This is a genomic window from Pseudomonas agarici (genome assembly GCF_900109755.1).
Classification (GTDB): Bacteria; Pseudomonadota; Gammaproteobacteria; order Pseudomonadales; family Pseudomonadaceae; genus Aquipseudomonas; species Aquipseudomonas agarici.
The window spans coordinates 20,922-37,323 of sequence record NZ_FOAR01000014.1; the positions used below are offsets into that span (position 1 = coordinate 20,922).

The following is a 16,402-nucleotide window of genomic DNA, read 5'->3' on the forward strand; positions in this document are numbered from 1 at the left end:
CGCTAGCGCCAGAATTGCAGGAATTGCCATTACCTCACCGCTCCCGGTTTCAGCCGAGCGAGTCAGAAGCGCAGTTTTTTCCTACAACTTTCTAAGGCTCTACGCATTTACGGCAGGGACTTGGCGTCATAACGTCGAGATACCGCTGATAGGCGTTCGAGCGGGATTGCTGTACTTACTGGCTCAGTCGGTGATGTTTCCATGTTTCAGCACATGGCAATCGCTCATCGATAACAATAAAAATGGATGGAATCGTCATGCGCCACACCTTCGTTTTATCCGCTTTTACCAGCACGGCCCTGCTGGCGGGTGCCTCTTTTGCCCAGGCTGGCGGCAGTCTGGTGTTCTGCTCCGAGGGTAGCCCCGCCGGGTTCGACACTGCACAGTACACCGCCGCTACGGACAACGATGCCGCCGAACCGATCTACAACCGGCTGGTGGAATTCGTTCGAGGCGAGACCACCGTCGCACCGGCGCTGGCCAAGAGCTGGGACATCTCACCCAATGGCCTGGTGTACACCTTTCATTTGCGTGAAGGGGTGAAGTTCCACACCACCCCATACTTCACGCCGAGTCGCGATCTCAATGCCGACGATGTGCTGTTCACCTTCAATCGCATGCTCGATCCCGAGCAGCCGTTTCGCAAGGCCTACCCCACTGAGTTCCCCTACTTCACCGGGATGAGCCTGAACAAGAATATCGCCAAGGTCGAAAAAACCGGGCCGCTGACTGTGGTCATGACCCTCAACAGCATCGATGCCGCGTTCATCCAGAACATCGCCATGAGCTTCGCCTCGATCCTGTCCGCCGAATATGCCGACCAGTTGCTCAGAGAAGGCAAGCCCAGCGACATCAATCAGAAACCCATCGGCACCGGGCCCTACGTGTTCCAGCGCTATCAGAAAGACACGCAGATCCGCTACATCGCCAACAAGCACTACTGGGACTCGAGCCAGGTCAAGCTCGATCAGTTGATCTTCGCGATCAACGTCGACGCCTCGGTACGGGTACAAAAGCTCAAGCGCGATGAGTGCCAGGTCACGCTGCATCCACGCCCTGCCGATGTCGATGCGCTCAAGAGCAACCCCAAGCTGCAGGTGATCGAAAAGCCCGGCTTCAACCTCGGCTACATTGCCTACAACGTGCGCCACAAGCCTTTTGATCAACTCGAAGTACGTCAGGCCCTGGACATGGCGGTAAACAAGCCGAGCATCCTCAACGCGGTCTATCAGGGTTCCGGCCAGTTGGCCGTCAATGCCATGCCACCGACCCAGTGGTCCTACGACGAGACGATCAAGGACACCGCCTACAATCCGGAAAAAGCCAAGCAATTGCTCAAGGCTGCCGGCGTCAAGGAAGGCACCGAATTCACGCTCTGGGCCATGCCCGTCCAGCGTCCGTACAATCCCAACGCCAAGCTGATGGCCGAAATGCTCCAGGCCGACTGGGCGAAGATCGGCCTCAAGGTGAAGATCGTCAGCTACGAATGGGGCGAGTACCTCAAGCGCACCAAGAACGGCGAGCATGACATCAGCCTGATGGGCTGGACCGGCGATAACGGCGATCCGGACAACTGGCTCGGCACCCTCTACAGCTGCGACGCCATCGGCAGCAACAACTACTCCCTGTGGTGTGACCCGCAATACGACAAGCTGGTCAAGCAGGCCAAGATCGTCACCGATCGCGACGAGCGGACGGTGCTCTACCAACAAGCCCAGCAGTTGCTCAAGCAACAGGTGCCGATCACCCCTATCGCCCATTCGACGGTCAACCAGCCGCTGAGCGCCAAAATCCAGGACTTCAAAGTCAGCCCGTTTGGCCGTAACTCATTCTCGGGCGTCAGTATCGAACAATAAAAACCGTGACCAGCGCGTTGAGGGCGAATTTCGCCCTCACGCAATCTTGCAGCTGAAATTCGGCGAAACACGCCAAGCAAACGTTTGCGAAAACAAAAAAGAGTTCACCACAAATAGCCGGCTCAGCCAAAAGGCCGGCATTCTAACAATAAGTAAAGGAGCTTTACGTTGAAACTCTCTCAAAAAGCGTTGTTAGCCTTAGCCATCAGTAGCGCCACCCTGCCGGCCCATGCGCAATCTCAGAGCCAGGATTTCATTCCGACCGGCATCAATACCAGCAATGCCCAGAGTGAAGCCAAGGGTTTTATAGAGGGTCAGAGCCTGGGGGGCACAACCCGTAACTGGTACGCCAACGAACTGAGACGGCGCGATGATCGCTTCTCCTACAAAAAAGGCGGGACCACGCCGACACCCACGCCCCGTCGCATCAACTGGGTGCAGGGCACCATCCTGAACTACAGTTCGGGCTTCACTCAGGGCACCGTGGGTATCAAGACCGAAGTGGCGGTCTACAACGCCGTCGCCCTGGAGCGTGACCGCAAGGACCTGGCCGGTGGTTCCAATCGTACCCTGACCCACGGCGACGGCGATGCCATAGGCCAGTGGAGCAAACTGGGCCTGGCCAACGTCCAGGCCCGCGTTTCCAACACCACCCTGATCGCCGGACGCCAGAGCTTCAGCACGCCGATTGTCGATACCATCGGCAACCGTCCGCTACCTTCCAGCTTCGAAGGGGTGAGCATCCATAGCGAAGAGCTCAGCAACATGGCCTTCGACCTGGGCACCTTCGACCGTGTATCGCCACGGACCGAGCAGAGCCTGTCGAAATTCCGCAGCGAATACGGCAACGGCCAGGAAGCCGATCACGTCCATACCGCCGGCATGACCTACCAGCCGCTGGAAAGCTTGAAGACCAGCCTCTACGCGGCCAAGGTCGAGGACTTCTGGAATCAGTACTACGCGGGATTCGCCCATGACCTGGGGGACACTTCGGTGCTGGGTCTGAGCACCGGATTCAACTATTACAAGACCGTCGATGCCGGCAAGAAGAAGATGGGTGAAATCGACAACGATACCTACTCGCTGTCGCTCGGCCTGACCCACCAGGCCCACAGCCTGACCTTCTCCTATCAGCAGGTGAACGGTAACGAGTACTTCGACTACCTACACGAAACCAACGGCATCTACCTGGCCAACTCCCTGCTGTCGGACTTCAACGGCCCCAACGAGAAATCCTTCCAGGTCGCCTATGGCATCAACATGGCCGAATACGGTGTGCCCGGCCTCAAGTTCAACATCTACAGCGCCCGCGGCTGGGGTATCGACGGTACCCACTACAACGGCACCGCTTATGGCAGCCCCGGCGAAAGCCGCAGCGACCTGCGTCTGATGGACGGCGAGAAACACCAGGAATACGGCATCGGCGCCTCCTACTCGGTGCAGAGCGGTCCACTGAAGGCCACCGCCATCCGTGCGACCTACACCACTCACCGCGCCAGCGAGCAGCAAGCGGATGGCAACCTCAAGGAGTTCCGCCTGGTCACCACCATTCCATTCAAGATCCTTTAAGACGTAACGCGATCAGGGCCGATTCAGCGAGTCGGCCCTGACGACTCATCTGGCTCATTTGATTACGGAGGGTTTATATGAAGATGCTTCCCTTGCGAGCGGCTATCGCAGCCACCTTGCTGACCGCCGCCATCGGCGTTTCGGCGAAACCCTTGGTGGTCTGCACCGAAGCCAGTCCGGAAGGTTTCGATCCGGTTCTTTACACCACCGCCGTCACTTCCGACGCCTCGTCTGAAACCGTGTTCAACCGCCTGGTGGACTTCAAGCCAGGCACCGCCGAGATCCAGCCGGCCCTGGCTGAAAGCTGGGAAACCAGCCCCGACGGCCTGCAGTACACGTTCCACCTGCGCAAAGGCGTCAAGTTCCACAACACCGACTACTTCAAACCGACTCGCGAGCTGAATGCCGACGACGTGATCTGGAGCTTCCAGCGCCAACTGGATCCGAATCACCCCTGGCACAAGCAATCGAGTGTCGGTTTCCCCTACTTTGAAAGCATGGACTTCCAGAACCTGCTCAAGAGCGTCGAAAAAATCGACGACTTGACCGTCAGGTTCACCCTGTCCCGACCCGAGGCACCGTTCCTGCTCGACCTGGGTATGGCCTTCACCTCGATCCACTCCGCCGAGTATGCCGACCAGCTGCTCAAGGCCGGCAAGATGGACGACCTGAATGCCAAGCCAATCGGCACCGGCCCGTTCATTTTCCAGCGTTATGCCAAGGATGCCCAGGTCCGCTACAAGGCCAACCCGGACTACTTCCGTGGCAAACCGCCCGCCGAGGCGTTGATATTCGCCATTACCCCGGACAACAACACCCGCCTGCAGAAGCTTAAGGCCAACGAGTGCCAGGTCGCCCTGTACCCAAAACCGGATGACGTCCCGAGCATCCAGGCCGACCCAAACTTGCAGGTCGTCGGCATCGCCGCCATGTCCACCGGCTACATAGCCATCAATACCGAACACAAGTACCTAGGCGATGTGCGGGTACGCCAGGCCATCGAATTGGCGCTGGACAAGCAGACCTATGTCGATACCCTGTATGGCAAGGGCAACGCCATCGTGGCGGTCAACCCCTACCCCCCCACCCTGCTGGGCTACAACGACAAGCTGAAGAGCCCGGCGCAGAACCTGGACAAAGCCCGTACCCTACTCAAGGAAGCCGGCGTGCCGCAAGGCACGGTCTTCACCCTGTACACTCGCAATGCTGGCGGCCCGACCAACCCGAACCCGCAACTGGGCGCGCAGTTGGTTCAGTCGGATTTGGCCAAGGTCGGTATCAAGATCGATATCCGCGTCATGGAGTGGGCCGAAATGCTCAAGCGCGCAAAAAAAGGCGAACATGACCTGGTGTCATCCGGCTGGAGCGGCGACAACGGCGACCCGGATAACTTCCTCACGCCGCTATTGAGTTGCGAAGCGGCCAAAAACGGCGAAAACTACAGCCGCTGGTGCAACCCGCCATTCCAAACCCTGATCGACCAGGCTCGTACCAAGACCGAGCCGGCCGAACGCGCCGCACTCTATGAACAAGCCCTGGAAATCTTGCATCAGCAAGTACTCTGGGTCGACCATGCTCACCCCAAGATGTTTACTGCCATGCGCAAGAACGTAGTGGGTTATCACATGAACCCACTGACCACCAATAACTTCGCCACGACCCAGGTGAAGTAGAAAAAGACCCCGGTCGCTGCCCGCACCCCGGACTGCGACCGGAATGCCTAACCGGCTGATGAGGTACACCATAAGATGTTTAGTTTTATTGCCCGCCGATTGGGGTTATTGATCCCCACGTTTTTCGGCATCACACTGCTGACCTTCGCATTGATTCGCATGATTCCTGGCGATCCCGTGGAAGTCATGATGGGCGAGCGCCGGGTCGACCCCGAAATGCATGCCCAGGCGATGGAACGCCTCGGCCTGAACAAACCGCTTTACGCGCAATACATCGATTACGTGGGCAAACTCGCCCATGGCGACCTCGGTGAATCCCTACGCACACGCACCAGCGTGTGGAGCGAATTCACCGCCCTTTTTCCGGCGACCCTGGAACTGTCCATGGCCGCTCTGCTATTCGCCGGCGTCTTCGGCCTGCTGGCCGGGGTGATCGCGGCCCTCAAGCGCGGATCGCTGTTCGACCATGGGGTCATGGGCATCTCCCTGGCGGGATACTCGATGCCGATCTTCTGGTGGGGCCTGATCCTGATCATGTTCTTCTCCGTCAGCCTGGGCTTGACCCCGGTTTCCGGGCGAATCGACCTGCTTTACGACATCGAGCCGAAAACCGGTTTCATGCTGATCGACACCCTGCTCAGCGACCAGCCGGACGCCTTCTGGGATGCATTGCACCACATGATCCTACCCTCCATCGTGCTGGGCACCATCCCGCTGGCGGTGATCGCCCGGATGACCCGTTCCTCGATGCTCGAAGTCTTGCGCGAAGACTACATCCGCACCGCCCGCGCCAAGGGGCTGTCCTCGGCCCGCGTGGTGTTCGTCCACGGCCTGCGCAACGCGCTGATCCCGGTGCTGACGGTCATGGGCCTGCAAGTCGGCACGCTACTGGCCGGGGCGGTCCTCACCGAAACCATTTTCTCCTGGCCCGGCATCGGTAAATGGCTGATCGAAGCCATCGGCGCCCGGGACTACCCGGTGGTGCAAAACGGCATCCTGTTGATTGCCTGCATCGTGATCCTGGTCAATTTCGTGGTGGATATCCTCTACGGCTTCGCCAACCCACGTATCCGTCACCAGCGCTGAGATCCTATACATGAGCACTCCAACTTCCTCTGTAGCAGTCGATCAAAGCCTGCTGTATCCGTCGCCGTACAAAGAGTTCTGGCAAGCCTTCGCCAAGAACAAGGGTGCCGTCGCCGGCCTGTTATTCATGCTGCTGGTGATCTTCTGCGCGATTTTCGCCCCCTGGGTCGCGCCGCACGATCCGAGTGAGCAGTTCCGCGACTTCCTGCTCACCCCGCCGTCCTGGCTCGAAGGTGGCCAGTCCCGGTTCCTGCTGGGCACCGATGAACTAGGCCGCGACCTGCTGTCGCGACTGATCCAGGGCTCGCGCCTGTCGCTGCTGATCGGCCTGTCCTCGGTGGTGATGTCGCTGATTCCCGGAATTCTGATGGGCCTGCTGGCCGGCTTCTTCCCGCGCATCCTCGGGCCGACCATCATGCGCCTGATGGACATCATGCTCGCCCTGCCATCGTTGCTGCTGGCGGTGGCGATCGTCGCCATCCTCGGCCCTGGCCTGATCAACACCGTGATCGCCATTGCCATCGTCTCGCTGCCGTCTTATGTGCGCCTGACCCGCGCCGCGGTCATGGGCGAACTGAACCGCGACTACGTGACCGCCGCCCGCCTGGCCGGTGCCGGCCTGCCGCGCCTGATGTTTATCACCGTGCTACCCAACTGCATGGCGCCGCTGATCGTCCAGGCCACCCTGAGCTTTTCCTCGGCGATCCTCGACGCCGCCGCCCTGGGCTTCCTCGGCCTCGGCGTCCAGCCGCCCACCCCGGAGTGGGGCACCATGCTGGCCTCGGCCCGCGACTACATCGAACGCGCCTGGTGGGTGGTCAGCCTGCCCGGCCTGACCATTTTGCTCAGCGTGCTGGCAATCAACCTGATGGGCGACGGCCTGCGCGATGCGCTGGACCCGAAACTCAAGAACGCCGCCTGAGGAGATTCCCATGTCACTGCTAGAAATCAAGAATCTCAATGTCCGCTTCGGCGACAAGACCGCCGTACCGGTGGTCGACGGCCTCGACCTGGCCGTGGACAAGGGCGAAGTACTGGCCATCGTCGGCGAATCGGGCTCGGGCAAATCCGTCACCATGATGGCGCTGATGGGCCTGATCGAGCACCCCGGTATCGTCACCGCCGACGCCTTGCGCTTCGACGGCAAGGACATGCTCAAGCTCAATGCCCGCCAGCGCCGGCAAATCGTCGGCAAAGATTTGTCCATGGTCTTCCAGGACCCGATGACCGCTCTGAACCCCAGTTACACCGTGGGCTTCCAGATCGAGGAAGTGCTGCGCCTGCACCTGAAGATGTCCGGCAAACAAGCCCGCAAACGGGCCATCGAACTGCTGGAAAAGGTCGAGATCCCAGGCGCGGCCAGTCGGATGGATGCCTATCCGCACCAACTGTCCGGCGGCATGAGCCAGCGCGTGGCAATTGCCATGGCCATTGCCGGCGAGCCGAAACTGCTGATCGCCGATGAGCCGACAACCGCTCTGGACGTGACCATCCAGGCGCAGATCATGGAGTTGCTGCTCAACCTGCAACAAGAGCAAAACATGGGCCTGGTGCTGATTACCCATGACCTCGCCGTCGTCGCCGAAACGGCCCAGCGGGTCTGCGTGATGTACGCTGGACAAGCCGTGGAAGTCGGTCGGGTCCCGGGCCTGTTCGATGTTCCGGCACACCCCTACAGCGAAGCGCTGCTCAAGGCGATTCCGGAACACAGTCTGGGCGCCGCCCGGCTGTCGACCCTGCCGGGCATCGTTCCCGGCCGCTATGACCGCCCGCAGGGTTGCCTGCTGTCGCCGCGCTGCCCCTATGTGCAAGAGAACTGCCGTCAGCAACGCCCGGGCCTGGACGCGAAAACCCATAGCCTCGCCCGTTGCTTCTACCCGCTGAACCAGGAGGTGGCGTAATGGCCGTCGTTCTCACCGCCCGCGACCTCACCCGTCACTACGAAGTCTCTCGCGGCCTGTTCAAGGGCCATGCGCTGGTACGCGCCCTCAACGGCGTGTCGTTCGAATTGGAGGCTGGCAAGACCCTGGCCGTGGTAGGCGAATCCGGGTGTGGCAAGTCCACACTGGCCCGCGCTCTGACCCTCATCGAGGAGCCCTCGTCCGGCTCGTTGAAGATCGCTGGCCAGGAAGTCAACGGCGCCAACAAGGCCGAGCGCAAGCAACTGCGCAAGGACGTGCAGATGGTGTTCCAGAGCCCCTACGCGTCGCTCAACCCACGGCAGAAGATCGGTGACCAGCTCGGTGAACCGCTGCTGATCAATACTCACCTGTCGGCCGCCGAGCGCCGCGAGAAAGTGCAGGCGATGATGAGCCAGGTCGGTTTGCGGCCTGAGCATTATCAGCGTTACCCGCACATGTTCTCCGGCGGCCAGCGCCAGCGGATCGCCCTGGCCCGAGCGATGATGTTGCAACCCAAGGTGCTGGTGGCGGACGAACCGACCTCGGCCCTCGACGTCTCGATCCAGGCCCAAGTGCTGAACCTGTTCATGGACCTGCAGCAGCAGTTCAACACCGCCTACGTGTTCATCTCCCACAACCTGGCGGTGGTGCGCCACGTGGCAGACCAGGTGCTAGTGATGTACCTTGGCCGGCCAGCCGAAATGGGTCCGAAAGAGGACATCTACACCCGTCCGCTACACCCGTATACCCAGGCCCTGCTGTCGGCGACCCCGACCATCCACCCGGACCCGCTGAAACCGAAGATCAAGATCGTCGGCGAACTGCCCAACCCGCTCAACCCGCCGAGCGGCTGCGCCTTCCACAAGCGCTGCCCCTATGCGACCGAGCGTTGCGCTACCGAGCTGCCGGAGCTGCGCCAAGTGGATACCCGCCAGGTCGCCTGCCACTACGCCGAGCAATTCCTCTGACCGACACTCCAAAAACGCCTTCCTGAAAAAGCGAAGGCGCTGAAAACCCAGCCCCTTCTGCCAGGTGGCGCATCAACTTGGCAGAAAGGGCCTTTTCATGTGGGGAGCCGCTCGATCAAATAGCGCCGTCGCCCTGGCAGCCTCATTGACCCAGATATATCCTACCGAAAATCGAAAATAAGCCTACAAAACAACGCTCCTGACCCTACTTCCTTCGGTTCTGAACAGCTGCAACCTGCCCTTCCTGATATTTTAACGAGAGGGGCATATCAAATGAGCTGTGGCATCAACGGTGTTACGTTTGGGCATAGAAGTAAAGAAGGCTTTAAAAATATAGGACGCATTTATAGGTACGGCAACATGCTGAGCGCGACTCTGTCAGGCGGCGTTATTACCAACCTATTCTTCAACAACGGCCCTTTATCTGCTACATATTCAATATCGCAATACGACTTCACTCTATTTACCCGTGCTGTGGCCGCAACCCCAACAATAGTCAAGAATAGGGTTAACTTAGAAGTAGCTGCCATCATTACAGATAACACCATTAACTACAAAGAAAGAGAATTTTGGAAGTGCATATACAATGCACACTAAAACGCTCATCATGATTTTATCCGTATTGGCGATAACCGACGCCTTCGCCTCGCATCTTCAAGAAAAGGAAGCCGAATTAAAATATACATATATAGCATCACTTAAAAAAGCTCATGAAAATTATAATTCAAAATTTGAAATCTGCATAAAAAATGAAAAACTAAAAACCCCACTAAAAACCTCCGACATAGAGTTCCTGAAGAAGCAATATGCACAAACAATGATTTTCATTGAAAAAAAGCATAGACTATCAACATGTATTTACCCTGAAGAAAATATCGTCATCCGTAAACACATCGAGACGCTAAGCCTCCTTCGCTCAGAAAAAATACTTCCAACAACAGAGGAAGAAACCCTCACTCAAACAATAGATATCTATTTCGGTCTTGAAAATAAACACGACCTTGAGTTCAAAAAAAAATACGAACTCATACCCGGAGAACTGCGGAAACGATTTGACCATGTGGTCAAGGATAAAAGCCTGGAAATCAACTTCGTCAAGATCACCGATGCCCTGCCCGAATGATCGTTGCCATGTTGCCTGGAAAGATACAGCGCAACATCAACAGCGCAAGGCACTCCCACGCAGACGGCTCAACGCCTCGATGTGGGAACGATCTGAGTTTGCACCGCCGAGCCGTCAAGTATCCCCGTCGTCCTCTTCATCATCGCCGGTATCAGGCTCTTCGGTGGTGGAGCCATCATCGCTCTCGCCATCGCCTTGCTCCTCGTCGACGGAGTCGGCGACCGTCAAAGCACGGCCCTGGACACTGTTCGCTGTCCACACACCAGAGGCCTGGGGCAGGCTCGTACTGGCCCAGGCTGCCGTGGTGCCCAGCGCCAGCATCACCAGCACCTTGAGCAGCAACACAATGCGTTGAAAGATGTTCATCGTCGATCCAGTCCTTCTATAGGTAAGTCGCGATTGCCTGAGCGCCAGTTCAAACAACCTGCGCCAACTTCCTCAGACGCTAGTCCCGTCGACGAACTTTTTCCATACTGGCTACATGAAACTTTCCAGCGCTTCTTAGAATAATTCCAACTAACCGTCAGATCCGAAGAACCTATGGCACTTTTCAATCACTCATAAAAAACCCCGCCGGCGAGCAGCGGGGTTTGCGGCTGGAGGACTTTACCTTCGGCTATGGCAAATCAGTGATGCTCACGCGTCGCGCGGAATTTCACATCCGGCCAGCGCTCTTCCATCAGTGCCAGATTGACCCGGGTCGGCGCCAGGTAGGTCAGGTGACCGCCGCCGTCGATGGCGAGGTTTTCTACGGCCTTGAGCTTGAACTCTTCCAGCTTCTTCTTATCACTGCAATCGATCCAGCGAGCCGAATACACGGTGATCGGCTCGTAGGAGCATTCGACTTTGTATTCCTCTTTCAAGCGGCTGGCCACCACATCGAACTGCAGCACCCCGACGGCGCCGAGGATGATGTCGTTGCTGCGCTCCGGGAAGAACACCTGGGTCGCGCCCTCCTCAGCCAACTGCTGCAAGCCCTGGCGCAGTTGTTTGGACTTGAGCGGATCGCGCAGCCGTACTCGGCGGAACAGTTCCGGGGCGAAGTGCGGAATACCGGTAAAGCCCAAGGCCTCGCCTTCGGTGAAGGTGTCACCGATCTGGATGGTGCCGTGGTTGTGCAGGCCGATGATGTCGCCCGCGTAGGCTTCTTCCAGCTGTTCGCGCTCGGAGGAGAAGAACGTCAGCGCATCGCCGATCCGCACGTCTTTGCCGGTCCGTACATGGCGCATCTTCATGCCCTTGTCGTACTTGCCCGAGCAGATTCGCATGAAGGCGATGCGGTCGCGGTGCTTGGGGTCCATGTTCGCCTGGATCTTGAACACAAAACCGGAGAATTTCTCTTCCACCGGCTCGACCGTGCGCTCGTTGGCGACACGCGCCAACGGCTTCGGCGCCCAATCGACCACGGCGTCGAGTACATGGTCGACACCGAAGTTGCCCAGCGCGGTGCCGAAGAACACCGGGGTCAGCTGACCATCGAGGAATTCCTGCTGGTTGAATTCATGGCAGGCGCCCTGCACCAGTTCCAGTTGCTCGATAAACCGCTCGTACTCGTCACCCAGGTGGGCGCGGGCTTCGTCCGAGTCGAGTTTCTCGATGATCTTTACCTCGGTGCGCTCATGACCATGGCCGGCGGTGTAGACGATGATGTAGTCGTCGGCCAGGTGGTAGACGCCCTTGAAGTCGCGGTAGCAACCGATCGGCCAGGTGATCGGCGCCGCCTTGATCTTCAGGACCGACTCGATTTCGTCGAGCAGTTCGATCGGGTCGCGGATATCGCGATCGAGCTTGTTGATAAAGCTGACGATCGGTGTATCACGCAGGCGGCAGACGTCCATCAGGGCGATGGTCCGCGGTTCGACGCCCTTGCCGCCGTCGAGCACCATTAGCGCCGAGTCCACGGCGGTCAGGGTCCGGTAGGTGTCTTCGGAGAAGTCTTCGTGGCCTGGCGTATCGAGCAGGTTGACCATGTGATCCCGGTAGGGGAACTGCATGACCGAGGTGGTAATGGAAATACCCCGTTGCTTCTCCATTTCCATCCAGTCGGAGGTGGCATGGCGATCGGATTTGCGAGATTTCACCGTGCCCGCCACCGCAATCGCCTTGCCCATCAGCAACAGCTTTTCGGTGATGGTGGTCTTACCCGCATCCGGGTGGGAAATAATGGCGAAGGTGCGGCGTTTCGCGACTTCGGCGGCCTGGTTGGTCATGGGAAATCGCCTGACAGGTGATTCAAAAAAGGGCGCCGATTATAGACCAAAGCCGACACCAGCGGCCACCGCTGCCCTCTCGCCCGGCGGGCCACCGGATAGCCCAAAGCAATTAATTGGGGAACCTTTTAAAGCGCACAGGCGTCCACTCCCCTGTCATGACCTTTCATCAGGTGTAGAAAAATCAGCCAGTTAGCCTGATGACATGACGCTTATGGCTAACCCTCTAGCTCTTCGTCGACAAGGGGGGAAAGCTGCTTTTCGCGGACATTCTTCCCGGCATCCAGCAATGGCCTTGCCTCAAGGGAATGTGTCTGCCGACTGAAAAAAGGAGTCCATCTGTGGCTAATCGCTATGGCCAAGGGCTTATCGGAGGCGCAGTGGTCATCGCCCTCCTGGCCCTGCTGATCCACTGGATCGGCATCAGCACTATCGAGCACTACCGAGACGACTTGTGGTTCTACCTGCAAGCTCACCTGTACCTGGTCCTGGCGTCGATGTTGGCCGCCCTGCTGGTCGGAATTCCCGCCGGCATCTTCCTCAGCCGCCCCGCCATGAGCGGTCGCGCCGAACGCTTCATGCAGGTGTTCAATATCGGCAATACCGTCCCGCCCCTGGCAGTACTGGCGATTGCCCTGGGGATCCTCGGCATCGGCGCGGGCCCGGCGATCCTTGCTCTGTTCCTTGCCTCCCTGCTGCCCATCGTGCGCAATACCTATGAGGGCCTGAAAAACGTCGAGGGGTCTCTCAAGGAGGCTGCCGTGGGCATCGGCATGACCCCACGCCAAGTGCTCTGGCGGGTGGAACTGCCCAATGCCGTACCGATCATCGTCGGTGGCGTGCGAGTGGCCCTGGCGATCAACGTCGGTACCGCGCCGCTGGCCTTCCTGATCGGCGCCAACAGCCTGGGCAGCCTGATTTTCCCCGGCATCGCCCTGAACAACCAGCCGCAACTGACCCTCGGCGCAGCCTGTACCGCCTTGCTGGCGCTGCTGCTCGATGGTCTGGTGACATTGGCCAGCCGGCGCTGGCTGGAACGCGGCCTGCGGCCCGCCTGAGCAAAGGAAAAACCATGAAAAGACTCTACTTGTTTTTAGGCTGCGCCCTGCTGTTCGCAGGATGGGCCCAGGCCGCCGAAAAACCCGTGATCCGCATCGGCGCGCGGGTATTCACCGAACAAACCCTGCTTGCGGAAATCACCGCGCAATACCTGCGCACCAAGGGCTACGACACTCGGATCACCGGCGGCCTGGGCAGCAATCTTGCCCGTAGCGCCCACGAAAGTGGGCAACTGGACATGCTCTGGGAATACACGGGGGTGTCGCTGGTGGCCTACAACCATGTAACGGAAAAACTCGACAGCGAACAGTCCTACGCACGAGTCAAGGAACTCGATGCCCAAAAAGGCCTGGTCTGGCTCACGCCGTCGAAGTTCAGCAACACCTACGCCCTGGCCCTGCCGCAGAAGATCGCGGAACAATACCCACAGGTCAGCACCATCAGCCAACTGACCACGGTGCTCGCCGCCGAGGCAAAAAACCATCATCTGGTGGCGCTGGACACCGAGTTCGCCAACCGCTCCGATGGCCTGGAAGGTATGGTGAAGCTGTACGACATGAACCTGACCCGCCAGAACATTCGCCAGATGGATGCCGGTCTGGTTTATACCGCACTGCGCAATGGCCAGGTATTCGCCGGGCTGGTCTACACCACCGACGGGCGCTTGAACGCCTTCAAGCTCAAACTGCTGGAAGACGACCGCCACTATTTCCCGGATTACACCGCCGCGCCCGTGGTGCGCCAGGCCTATCTCGACGCCCACCCGCAATTGGCCGCCGATCTCAAGCCGTTGGCCGAGCTGTTCGACGACGACACCATGCGCCAGCTCAATGCCCGAGTCGATGTCGACCACCAGAGCCCCTCATCCGTGGCGGCCGACTTCCTGCGCCAGCACCCCATCCACTAAGGAGGAGACATGGAATTTCTCAACGCCTTTTCCCACCTGGACTGGCCACAGGTCCTGCATCTGACCGGGCAACACATCACCCTGGTCGGCATTGCCGTGACCCTGGCGATTGTTATCGGCGTGCCCCTGGGCGTACTGATGACCCGTTTCCCGGTGCTGGCCGGTCCCCTGCAAGCCAGTGCCACGGTGCTTCTGACCGTGCCGTCGATTGCGCTGTTCGGCCTGTTGCTGCCGTTCTATTCGAAATTCGGCCAGGGCCTCGGACCGCTGCCGGCGATCACTGCCGTGTTCCTCTACTCCTTACTGCCGATCCTGCGTAACACCTATCTGGCCCTGACCGGTGTCGAGCCGGGTATCCGCGAAGCCGCCCGTGGCATCGGCATGACCTTCGGCCAGCGCTTGCGCATGGTCGAGTTGCCGATTGCGGTGCCGGTGATCCTCGCCGGCGTGCGCACCGCCGTGGTGATGAACATCGGCGTCATGACCATCGCCGCCACCATCGGCGCGGGCGGCCTGGGCGTACTGATCCTGGCCTCCATCAGCCGCAGCGACATGTCGATGTTGATCGTCGGTGCCGTACTGGTCAGTGTCCTGGCCATCGCCGCCGATCTGCTCCTGCAATGGCTGCAACGCTCACTGACTCCCAAAGGACTCCTGAAATGATCGAACTACAGAACCTGAGCAAGACCTTTCAAAGTAGCGGCAAGGTCGTCAAGGCCGTCGACTCCGTGAGCCTGACCGTCAACGAAGGCGAGATCTGTGTGTTTCTCGGTCCCTCGGGTTGCGGTAAGAGCACCACGCTGAAGATGATCAACCGTCTGATCGTGCCGACATCGGGTCGGGTCTTGATCAACGGCGAAGACACCACCCTGCTCGATGAAGTGACGCTGCGGCGCAATATCGGCTACGTGATCCAGCAGATCGGCCTGTTCCCGAACATGACCATCGAGGAAAACATCACCGTGGTGCCACGCCTGTTGGGCTGGGACAAGCAGAAATGCCATGACCGCGCCCGCGAGCTGATGAGTATGATCAAGCTCGAGCCCAAGCAATACCTGGGCCGTTACCCACGGGAACTGTCCGGCGGCCAGCAACAGCGGATCGGCGTGATCCGGGCCCTGGCGGCCGACGCGCCGTTACTGTTGATGGACGAGCCCTTCGGCGCGGTCGATCCGATCAACCGGGAAATGATCCAGAACGAATTCTTCGAGATGCAACGAGCGCTGAACAAGACCGTGATCATGGTCAGCCATGACATCGACGAAGCCCTCAAGCTGGGCGACAAAATCGCCATCTTCCGCAGCGGCCAGCTGATCCAGATCGACCATCCGGACACGCTGCTGGCGCATCCGGCGGATGATTTCGTCAGCAACTTCGTCGGCCAGGACAGCACCCTCAAGCGCCTGTTACTGGTCAAGGCCGAGGATGCGGCGGACAACGCGCCGTCGGTGAGCCCGCAAACGCCAGTGGCCGATGCGCTGGAACTGATGGATGAGCACGACCGTCGCTACGTGGTGGTGACCGATGCCGCCAACAAGGCACTGGGCTATGTTCGCCGCCGCGATCTGCATCGCCAAGGCGGCGAATGCGGGCAATACCTGCGCGAATTCAATGCCACCGCGGCCTACGACGAACACCTGCGCATCCTGCTGTCGCGGATGTACGAGTTCAACCGCTCATGGCTGCCGGTGATGGACGCCGAGCGGGTGTTCCTCGGCGAGGTGACCCAGGAGTCGATTGCCGCCTACCTGAGTTCCGGCCGTTCACGCGGGGCCAAGACCTGCATTGTTTCGCCCGCCGAAATGGCGGTGGTCTGACCTGACTCCAGGAACATCAGACTGTCATCCGGGTCGGTTACATAAGGAGCTGATCCGGGTCACGCGACGAGCGCGTGCAAAAACGCGACATTTTTAGTTGATCTAAAGCCCCTCACGTCCTAAAGTTCGCGCCGAACGTCCATGCTGGAAACGATCCATCCGGCTCAAGTACTGACGACGAGACAGCGAGGCCAAGGGAGGCGGTTAATCCCATGGCCTTTTTGCTTTCGGCG

General features: G+C 59.2%; 15 protein-coding genes. 13 read left to right on the forward strand and 2 right to left on the reverse strand.

Annotated features, from left to right (window positions below; all coding sequences use genetic code 11):
* The first annotated feature begins 257 nt into the window (after positions 1-257).
* The 9 genes from BMX68_RS14190 (at position 258) to BMX68_RS14225 (ending at position 10,176) form a co-directional block, all read left to right on the forward strand.
* On the forward strand, positions 258-1,856 hold the full coding sequence (locus BMX68_RS14190) for an ABC transporter substrate-binding protein (protein WP_017132893.1): 1,599 nt from the start codon (positions 258-260) through the stop codon (positions 1,854-1,856).
* Between the two features lie 168 nt (positions 1,857-2,024).
* Positions 2,025-3,425, forward strand: coding sequence for an OprD family porin (locus BMX68_RS14195; protein WP_017132892.1), 1,401 nt, complete (start codon positions 2,025-2,027; stop codon positions 3,423-3,425).
* A gap of 77 nt (positions 3,426-3,502) precedes the next feature.
* The gene (locus BMX68_RS14200; protein ID WP_017132891.1) at positions 3,503-5,098 is read left to right on the forward strand and encodes an ABC transporter substrate-binding protein; all 1,596 of its coding nucleotides are present in this window, start codon (positions 3,503-3,505) and stop codon (positions 5,096-5,098) included.
* A 75-nt stretch (positions 5,099-5,173) separates the two neighbouring features.
* Positions 5,174-6,184: an ABC transporter permease subunit gene (locus BMX68_RS14205; RefSeq protein WP_017132890.1), complete on the forward strand. Its 1,011-nt coding sequence runs from the start codon at positions 5,174-5,176 to the stop codon at positions 6,182-6,184.
* A 10-nt stretch (positions 6,185-6,194) separates the two neighbouring features.
* On the forward strand, positions 6,195-7,106 hold the full coding sequence (locus BMX68_RS14210) for an ABC transporter permease subunit (RefSeq protein WP_017132889.1): 912 nt from the start codon (positions 6,195-6,197) through the stop codon (positions 7,104-7,106).
* A 10-nt stretch (positions 7,107-7,116) separates the two neighbouring features.
* Positions 7,117-8,085 (forward strand): ABC transporter ATP-binding protein, encoded by a 969-nt coding sequence (locus BMX68_RS14215; protein ID WP_074862300.1) that lies wholly within the window; start codon positions 7,117-7,119, stop codon positions 8,083-8,085.
* The gene (locus BMX68_RS14220) at positions 8,085-9,053 is read left to right on the forward strand and encodes a peptide ABC transporter ATP-binding protein (RefSeq protein WP_017132887.1); all 969 of its coding nucleotides are present in this window, start codon (positions 8,085-8,087) and stop codon (positions 9,051-9,053) included. The genes BMX68_RS14215 and BMX68_RS14220 overlap by 1 nt, the downstream gene beginning before the upstream one ends.
* A 273-nt stretch (positions 9,054-9,326) precedes the next feature.
* Entirely contained in the window at positions 9,327-9,650 is a 324-nt protein-coding gene (locus BMX68_RS25525) for a hypothetical protein (protein WP_143063294.1), read from the forward strand.
* On the forward strand, positions 9,640-10,176 hold the full coding sequence (locus tag BMX68_RS14225) for a hypothetical protein (RefSeq protein ID WP_074862304.1): 537 nt from the start codon (positions 9,640-9,642) through the stop codon (positions 10,174-10,176). Before BMX68_RS25525 ends, BMX68_RS14225 begins: the two co-directional genes overlap by 11 nt.
* Before the next feature lie 114 nt (positions 10,177-10,290).
* Here the strand turns inward: BMX68_RS14225 and BMX68_RS14230 are convergent, their stop codons facing one another.
* Together BMX68_RS14230 and BMX68_RS14235 are read right to left on the reverse strand one after the other, a co-directional pair.
* The gene (locus tag BMX68_RS14230; RefSeq protein ID WP_017132886.1) at positions 10,291-10,542 is read right to left on the reverse strand and encodes a hypothetical protein; all 252 of its coding nucleotides are present in this window, start codon (positions 10,540-10,542) and stop codon (positions 10,291-10,293) included.
* Positions 10,543-10,802: 260 nt separating this feature from the next.
* Positions 10,803-12,386: a peptide chain release factor 3 gene (locus BMX68_RS14235; RefSeq protein ID WP_017132885.1), complete on the reverse strand. Its 1,584-nt coding sequence runs from the start codon at positions 12,384-12,386 to the stop codon at positions 10,803-10,805.
* Between the two features lie 341 nt (positions 12,387-12,727).
* Between BMX68_RS14235 and BMX68_RS14240 the strand changes: the two genes are divergently transcribed.
* The 4 genes from BMX68_RS14240 to BMX68_RS14255 are packed head-to-tail and all read left to right on the forward strand — an operon-like array spanning position 12,728 to position 16,169.
* Positions 12,728-13,444 (forward strand): ABC transporter permease, encoded by a 717-nt coding sequence (locus BMX68_RS14240; protein WP_017132884.1) that lies wholly within the window; start codon positions 12,728-12,730, stop codon positions 13,442-13,444.
* A gap of 14 nt (positions 13,445-13,458) precedes the next feature.
* Positions 13,459-14,352, forward strand: a complete 894-nt coding sequence (locus BMX68_RS14245) for a glycine betaine ABC transporter substrate-binding protein (protein ID WP_017132883.1) — start codon at positions 13,459-13,461, stop codon at positions 14,350-14,352.
* 9 nt (positions 14,353-14,361) lie between these two features.
* On the forward strand, positions 14,362-15,015 hold the full coding sequence (locus BMX68_RS14250; protein ID WP_017132882.1) for an ABC transporter permease: 654 nt from the start codon (positions 14,362-14,364) through the stop codon (positions 15,013-15,015).
* Positions 15,012-16,169, forward strand: coding sequence for an osmoprotectant ABC transporter ATP-binding protein OsmV (locus tag BMX68_RS14255; protein ID WP_060783278.1), 1,158 nt, complete (start codon positions 15,012-15,014; stop codon positions 16,167-16,169). Before BMX68_RS14250 ends, BMX68_RS14255 begins: the two co-directional genes overlap by 4 nt.
* Positions 16,170-16,402: the final 233 nt, after the last annotated feature.

Coding starts and splice junctions, on each gene's coding strand:
- BMX68_RS25525 (WP_143063294.1), top strand. CDS start 9,327: ATGAGCTGTGGCATCAACGGTGTTACGTTTGGGCATAGAAGTAAAGAA.
- BMX68_RS14200 (WP_017132891.1), top strand. CDS start 3,503: ATGAAGATGCTTCCCTTGCGAGCGGCTATCGCAGCCACCTTGCTGACC.
- BMX68_RS14255 (WP_060783278.1), top strand. CDS start 15,012: ATGATCGAACTACAGAACCTGAGCAAGACCTTTCAAAGTAGCGGCAAG.
- BMX68_RS14235 (WP_017132885.1), bottom strand. CDS start 12,386: ATGACCAACCAGGCCGCCGAAGTCGCGAAACGCCGCACCTTCGCCATT.
- BMX68_RS14215 (WP_074862300.1), top strand. CDS start 7,117: ATGTCACTGCTAGAAATCAAGAATCTCAATGTCCGCTTCGGCGACAAG.
- BMX68_RS14205 (WP_017132890.1), top strand. CDS start 5,174: ATGTTTAGTTTTATTGCCCGCCGATTGGGGTTATTGATCCCCACGTTT.
- BMX68_RS14210 (WP_017132889.1), top strand. CDS start 6,195: ATGAGCACTCCAACTTCCTCTGTAGCAGTCGATCAAAGCCTGCTGTAT.
- BMX68_RS14190 (WP_017132893.1), top strand. CDS start 258: ATGCGCCACACCTTCGTTTTATCCGCTTTTACCAGCACGGCCCTGCTG.
- BMX68_RS14230 (WP_017132886.1), bottom strand. CDS start 10,542: ATGAACATCTTTCAACGCATTGTGTTGCTGCTCAAGGTGCTGGTGATG.
- BMX68_RS14220 (WP_017132887.1), top strand. CDS start 8,085: ATGGCCGTCGTTCTCACCGCCCGCGACCTCACCCGTCACTACGAAGTC.
- BMX68_RS14245 (WP_017132883.1), top strand. CDS start 13,459: ATGAAAAGACTCTACTTGTTTTTAGGCTGCGCCCTGCTGTTCGCAGGA.
- BMX68_RS14225 (WP_074862304.1), top strand. CDS start 9,640: ATGCACACTAAAACGCTCATCATGATTTTATCCGTATTGGCGATAACC.
- BMX68_RS14250 (WP_017132882.1), top strand. CDS start 14,362: ATGGAATTTCTCAACGCCTTTTCCCACCTGGACTGGCCACAGGTCCTG.